This is a genomic window from Akkermansia sp. KLE1798 (genome assembly GCF_001580195.1).
In the GTDB taxonomy this organism is placed as follows: Bacteria; Verrucomicrobiota; Verrucomicrobiia; order Verrucomicrobiales; family Akkermansiaceae; genus Akkermansia; species Akkermansia biwaensis.
Genome location: NZ_KQ971100.1, coordinates 82,954 through 90,508, shown reverse-complemented (window position 1 = coordinate 90,508; position 7,555 = coordinate 82,954). Strand labels below are relative to the sequence as shown.

Annotated in this window: 2 protein-coding genes; both read left to right on the top strand. The window is 46.7% G+C overall.

Annotated features, from left to right (window positions below; genetic code table 11):
- Positions 1 to 245: 245 nt before the first annotated feature.
- A complete protein-coding gene (locus tag HMPREF3039_RS13205) occupies positions 246 to 5,480 on the top strand; it encodes an RHS repeat domain-containing protein (RefSeq protein ID WP_197483353.1) in 5,235 nt (1,744 codons plus the stop codon).
- A 90-nt stretch (positions 5,481 to 5,570) separates the two neighbouring features.
- The gene (locus HMPREF3039_RS13200; protein WP_067573642.1) at positions 5,571 to 7,550 is read left to right on the top strand and encodes an SEL1-like repeat protein; all 1,980 of its coding nucleotides are present in this window, start codon (positions 5,571 to 5,573) and stop codon (positions 7,548 to 7,550) included.
- Positions 7,551 to 7,555 lie beyond the last annotated feature (5 nt).

Here is a 7,555-nt window from a genome sequence, read left to right as displayed (position 1 = left end):
GCTCCAGCTCCAGCTCCAGTTCCAGCTCCAGTTCTTCCCTTTCTTCCTCCTCCAGCGAACCGCCTACTGAAGAAGAGCCATGCCCGTGCCCCTGTGAATGCGGTGAAGAAGGCGATGAGAACTGCATCCAGCAGCAACCCACTCCGGGGGATCCTAATGGCGGACTGCGCTGTCAAGGCGAGGCCTGCATCAACTCCTCCTCTCCGGGAGGCCCGACGCCCCCCTCTCCGACCAGATTCATGCGCATGGCCCGCACTTCCCCTACCTTCAACACTAATAGCGGGCTATCCATACGCTACAACCACCCCATGGCATGGAGCGCTTCCTTCTCTGAAGACGAACGGCGAGTGACCGTCAAACGCCCCTCTGGAAGTCATATCTATTTCAAAGCAGATAAGGGAAGCAGCAACGCTTCTCCCATTGGCAGCTCCAGAAAGCTTGATTACCATGTTCAATTGCTCAATGGGGATATCACTCCCAACACTGAAGGCACTCCCGCCTACATGGATATGGCCCTTCCTGATGGCATGATCCTGCGCTTCTCTACCTCTACAGGAGAGATTTTTTCCGTCATCACCTCCGCTGGCCACATCATTTCTGCCGAAGAGTATGCCAAAAAGGTTCAAGTCACCTACAACCAGAGCGGTTCGCTCAACAGCGTCTATTCCCAGGCCCAAGGGCTAATGCGAAGCATTCCCGGAAACAACAGCCTCTCCTTGGAGTGGTACGCTCCCGAGAATGTTTCTGCCTCCCATGATGGGGAATTTGTGGTTACCGGAGAACCCTACAAGACGGCCCTCTATGAGACTTCCGTTGAGAACGGCGCTACAGTAACCCGTATCACTAACCAGCGAGCTGGACAGGAACCGCACTTCATCGAGCGTCGCGAGGAAGGCAACAAAGTGAGCATCATCAAGGGAGAGGGAGACGAGCGCATCCTGCGCACGATTGAACGAAATGCACTGCCCGACTCCAAGTGGGAGCGCATTGAAACCATCAAGGGCATCAACGACTCCAAGCCACTACGCAGCACGCGTACAGTCAGAAAATACACCGATGGAGGCTGGCTGACTATCAGCTATACGGAAGGCTACAATACTTCCAAGGAACAAACAACCCTCTATATCTACAACGACCAGTTCCACATTTCCTTGGAAATCAAACCAGATGGAGGCTATACGCGTTATGAATACGACGAAGAGGGACGGGTAGTTCTACAAGCTGCACCGTGGGCTGGAGGAGGCGAAAAAGCTACACGTACCACGTATGCCGAACTGCGCTTCAATGACTTCAGACCGGCGACTCAAATGGAGTTAATCATTGCACCAGACGGAACAGAAACTGTATTGCACACAAAAACTTACGTATATGAAAACGGACCTCAGATCAACCGTACGACAATAACGGAAACCGCTTTGGGTTCAAATCAAGTCCATACAAGCATTTCGGAAACCTATGGAGAGGCCGCTGAATATCCCTATGCCAGGGGAAAGAGGAAGATGAATCAGGGTATTGACGGAATAGAGACCGTCTACAGCTATGAAGCCGCTACCGATCATGACGCTATACACAAGGTGACAGCCACAACTCAGGCCAACGGAAGTATCGTTCCCGGCCACAGCAGCAAGAGTGTGGAGTACATTGCTGAAAACGGTACCACTACCAGAAAGGAACAATATGTCCATACCGGAGATACATGGTCTCTGATTTCTTCCGAAAACTATGAATACGACGCAGAATTCAAATTGATTAGAACCACCAGGGGCAACGGTAGAACCAGCACTACGGAATGGATGTGCTGCGGCCCGCTGAGAGAAACAGATGAAGATGGCATTGTGACAAGTTACAGTTACAATTCGGCCAAGCAATTGGTTGAAACCATCCGCTCAGCTACCGAGAGCACTCCGGAAATAATTACGACTTATACCTATGATGCTGCGGGAAGAGTCCTTTCCACACGACGCGACGTGGGAGCCATGACCACGGAAGAAAGTACGGAATACGATGAATTGGGAAGGGTTATTTCCTCTACGGATATCCTTGGACGTGTAACCAAAACTGAATACAATGATAATCTGCTTACTATCACTGTCACCACTCCCGCAGGAGCTACTTTAGTAACGAAAAAGTATTACGACGGCACGGTTCTCTGGCAAGGCGGGACCGGACAACGGGAAATAGAAACGGACCTTGTGCTGACCGAAGAAGGCATTCTTACTACAACTTTATCCCAAGGTGTTATTCTCTACCGTTCTCTGGCTAACGGATTTAGCCAGAACGTAAAGGAAGAACAACCCAATACAAAAGGAGGGTTTATAGTAACGCGTAACAGCTATAACGACAAAGGGAAGCTTGTATGCATACAAACGGACGGCATGGCTTCCATACTTAAACACTACAATGAGCTTGGCCACTCTGTAAAACAGACCGCTGTTTTGAACGAACTTGATCCTGATGATACCACGAAAAACAGAATATCAGAGAGTTCAGCATACTACTGCATCGGAGAAGACGGTATTTACCAAGTAAAAAAGACAATAAATTATAACGCGTCCGGACGTCCCCTTATCCAATCCAGAAGCCAACTTGTCTCGTCCTTAAATCCAGCGTTAGAAAATAAAACAATCTCTGTTGACGTCTATGGGCAGCAAAGTACGCAATGGGTAGAGTATACCGCTCCAGCCAAACGGACGCAATTTAACCAAATACCCACTTCGGATATCGTAGCTAAGGTCATTGTGGTCGACGGCTTTACTGTTCAAAGGACTGACCACTTCGGACTGACTAATACACAAAGAAGGAGTTATACAGCTGCAGGAGTAACCTTGCAATATACAGATCCACGAAATAATACTACCGTTATTTTAACTGATTTGGCAGAACGGGTGATCACGATTACTGACGCCGCCGGAAATACTACAACCACAGCTTACAGCCCACATTTTAATAATCCTGCTGTTATTACCAATGCAGAAGGGAAAACTATCTGTTCTACCTACGATATCCGGGGCCGTAAAACTGCCGAATACGGAACAGGCATCTACCCTGCATGCTTTGCCTATGACGAAGCTAACCGCATGATACTGATGACTACCTTCCGTACGGATGAGGAAGAAATCATTTCCGATCCTTCCGATCGAACCGATGGAGATACCACAGTGTGGCTTTACGAGGATGCCACCGGGCTGGAGCTCAAAAAAACCTACGCCGACGGCGCCTGTATCTTAAAAACATACGATTTCCTCAACCGTCTGGAAACCCTCACCAAGGCCAGGGGAAGCGTGACAACTCATTCCTACGCACCACTCACAGGGGAACTTGTCTCCGTTACCCATGACGATAAAACTCCGAGCTTGAATTTTATCTACAATCACCTTGGACAAATGATATCCGTTTCCGACGCCTCAGGTATCAGGGAACTCTCTTATGATGCTTATGGCAGACCTAATCAGGATACTTCCTTTGGATACGTGGAAAGTTGCCTTCAAGAAGCTTTTGATGCTTTCGGGCGCCCTTGCGGCTATCAGCTTATGATCGGGAATCGTGTTGCTCAACACTCTTTCCTTGACTATGATGACCAAGGTGGCATTATTGGGATGAATCTGGAAGGTCTGGCTTCTCCCTTCACTTGGGAGTATGATACAGCCAATGGCTTCCTCGCACAACTCTCCTACCCCAACGGCATGGTCCGCAGCAACAGCTATCATTCCACGCTCAATCTTCTGACCGGTATTGGCTATGAGAGTTCCATGAAGGAGGGCACTGTAGCGGCGCATGCCTACAAGTATGACGGATTGATGCGTCCCACTTGGAAGCAGGATTCTTGGGATGCTACTACTCCTGCAACCACAAGATATTTTGGTTACAATGACCGAAGTGAGTTAACCAGTGATCAAATCCTGTCGAGAGGAAGATTTGCCTATCAATACGATAATATCGGCAACCGTAAAACCGCCAGAGAACTGGAAGAAGAGGTGTCCTATGATGCCAACCTTCTCAACCAGTACACCCATATTACGAAAAAAGAAACACCGTTCACTCCCTCCTACGATGCAGACGGTAACCAGATCAGGATCAAAACCTCAACTGGTACTTGGAATGTTTCCTACGATGCAAATGACAGACCAGTTTCCTTCATTAATGAAGATGATAGAACTGTAGTATCCTGTAACTACGACTATCAGGGTAGGCGTTTCGAAAAGAAGCTGATTATTAACGGTATTACTTCAAAACATACTTACTACCTATACCGCGATTACCTCCAGATAGCTGAATTGGACCTGATGCATCCCGAACCCGTGCTGGTGAAAAGCTATCTATGGGATCCCACAGAGCTAGCCGTCACGCGTCTCCTGATGATGACATGCTGGAAGAACAAAGGAATGGAAGTGGAAAAACATCTCTACTTCATGCATGACGCATTGAAAAATGTCACTTCCATCTTCAGTGAAGATGGTGAAAGAAAAGCACGCTATGAATACGCTCCCTTCGGGAGTCTTCTTACGGCGGAAGGGGATATGGCAGAAGACAACAAATACCGCTTCTCCTGTGAATACATGGATGACGAGCTGGGACTGATCTATTATAATTATAGACATTTGAATCCTGCTGATGGCAGATGGATTAGTCGTGACCCCATTGCTGAGCAAGGTGGCCGTCTTTTGTATGGATTTATTGGAAACAGATGGGGCAATGATTATTTGGGTTTTGGAGAAACAGGAACTATATCTGGAAAAGTTATGGCATTTTTCCAATCATGCCTTCCTGGAGACAAATCTTCACAAAAAATAACCATTGATTTAACAGCAGGTACGTTGGATGCCGGATCATGGACCCAATTTTACAGTAAACCTGAGAAGCTTGAGTTTGCAGGATCGTTAAAACTTAATGATATAACCTTCCCATTATCAATGACAATGCAAGCTGGCGAAGATTTCCCTACATTTAGTGCTGGCTTCAACAATTTGGTGCTTTATAAAATTCCCCTCATGACTATTTCCGCATCCGGGGAATGGAAACAGCAGGAGGATGACAAATGCAAGGCATCCCTAAATGCAAAACTAGGAAACTTTATCGACGGTCTCACTATTGAGGGAAATCTCGCAGGCAACTGGGAAAGAGGGTTTATTCAGGAGCAATATATTCCATCATTTACGGTAGGCTACAAAACCAAAATTACTGAGTGGCTGGCGGTGAATGCTTCTTTCAAGATTCCCAATGCAAAAGATGACCCAAAGAAGAATTTGTGTTCACTTGCATTTATAGCATCTGGAGAGACTCAAGATGAAACAGTAAAAATTTCTATCTCATTAAAAGCACAACAGCAGACGGGTCATGGTGTTCCTCCCGGATCAATAGGAATTGAAAGCGAATTTCAAATAAAACCCAGTGAACGTGCCTCTCTATTCTTTAACTTTAATTCAGATCTTCACCCTAAACAGGATATATCAGCTAAACTAGGAATAAAATATTCATTCTAATCATATTTCAAAAAAAAATACATATTCCATACTACTATAAAAATATAGTTAAAATTCATTAAATAATATAACATTTTAGAATTACATAACATGAACTTGTATATCGCTACCCTAATAATTGGAATAGAATGTTCAACATGTCTGATATATGCTGAACAAAAAGAAAATTCCAATATTTCAAAACATTCAGTTAAATTCGAAAAAATCACAAAGGATAATCATATTCAGGAACTGGAAGCAAAAGCAATACAGGGAGATTCCACGGCCCAATGTGCTTTAGCTATCTCCTATGGTAAAGGCGATGGCGTACCCATAAACTACGACAAAGCATTTTATTGGGCGACAAAAGCTGCACAGCAAAATGATCCTCAATCCTATCCTATTCTTTTTACTTGTTATTCCCGTGGACTGGGATGCCGACAGGACACTCAAAAAGCCTTGGAGTGCTTAAAAAAGGGGGCGGAAGCAGGAATTGCCTTTTGCCAAGCCAATCTTGCTGTTTGTCTTTATTACGGGGGCCAAGGCCTCCCGATAGATGCAAAACAGGCGGTGGAACTGGCCTTGAAGGCCTCCCGGCAGGGTGATGTAGAAGCTATAGGTTTGCTGGGGGATGCCTATTTCACAGGAAACGGAGTCGACAAGAACATGGCCAAAGCCCTGGCCTATTTGCAACAAGGAGCATCTTCCGGAAGTTCCAATGCCCAGTACGCCTTGAGCCGTCTTCTCAGATCCGGCAACGAAGGAGTTCCACAAGACGTGCCCCAGGCTTTGCAATGGCTGCAGAAAAGCGCCTCTTCCGGAAATGGGAATGCCCAATATGAATTGGGCATGTTGCTCATGTCCGGCGATGGTGGACTCAAGAAGGATATACCGCAGGGTGTACGGTGGCTGCAAAAAAGCGCGGATCAGGGACATTTCGGAGCGCAAAATAATCTGGGGCTTCTTTACCTCAATGGAGAAGGCGTGGAACGCAATGAACAAACAGCGTTCCAATGGATAAAAGCAAGCGCCATGCAGAACCACCCCCTTGCCCAGTATAATCTCGCGGGCCTTTACATGCAGGGACTGGGCGTAGAAAAAAATTACAAGGAAGCGGCCAAATGGTACCAGTCAAGTGCGCAGCAAGGACAACAAGAAGCTTTGTTCCTTTTGGGACAGCTATACCTGACGGGGGGGCCAGGACTTGAAAAAGACTGGAAATCAGCCCTTAAATGGTTGAATTTAAGCGCAGAAAAAGGAGATAAAAATGCATTTCCCCTTTTGGGGCAATTATATCTTGCGGGGGGTCCGGGCATGGAAAAAGATGAAAAGAAATCCCTTAAATGGTTCCTCCTCAGTGCTGAACAGAAAAATCCGGATTCCATGTGCATTCTGGGAGAATTGTACATGAATGGAACGCCGGGATTGGAAAAGGACTGGAAGGAGGCGGAAAAATGGTTTCAACTCAGCGCCAGGCATGGAAATAAAAAAGCAATTCCCTTTTTGCGGTACCTCTATATGACGGGAGGGCCTGGACTCGAAAAAAATTATGGAGAAGCGGCCAAATGGATACAACCGCTGGCAGACGAAGGAGACCGGGAATCCCTTGATCTTTTGGGACAATTGTACATGTTTGGCGGCCCCGGACTTGAGAAGGATTACGGGAAAGCAGCCAAATACCTGACTATCAGGGCTGAACAGGGTGATACATCCAACTTGCTCAATTTAGGCAATTTATATGCCATGGGAGGAAACAACCTCCAACAGGATTTTGAAAAAGCCCGGGAATGGTGGATCAAAAGCGCTTTGCTGAATGAGGCTGATGCTCAAAAAAATTTGGGCGCACTGTATTTTAATGGAAATTCCGTCCAAAAAGATTATCGGGAGGCGGCCAAATGGCTGCTCCAGGCAGCCCGGCAGGGAGACGCGGACGCTCAATACTCTTTGGGATTGATCTATGATCAAGGAGGCCATGGAATCGAACCGGACCGGAAGGAAGCGTTGACATGGTACCGTAAGGCTGCCGAACAGGGCCATGAAGAGGCCAAACAGAAACTCAACAAGGCAGATAGCGGGACAACCGCAAAGTAGAAAGA

Excerpts from the sequence above, each read along its gene's own strand:
- HMPREF3039_RS13205 (WP_197483353.1), top strand. The coding sequence starts at position 246 with ATGGCCCGCACTTCCCCTACCTTCAACACTAATAGCGGGCTATCCATA.
- HMPREF3039_RS13200 (WP_067573642.1), top strand. The coding sequence starts at position 5,571 with ATGAACTTGTATATCGCTACCCTAATAATTGGAATAGAATGTTCAACA.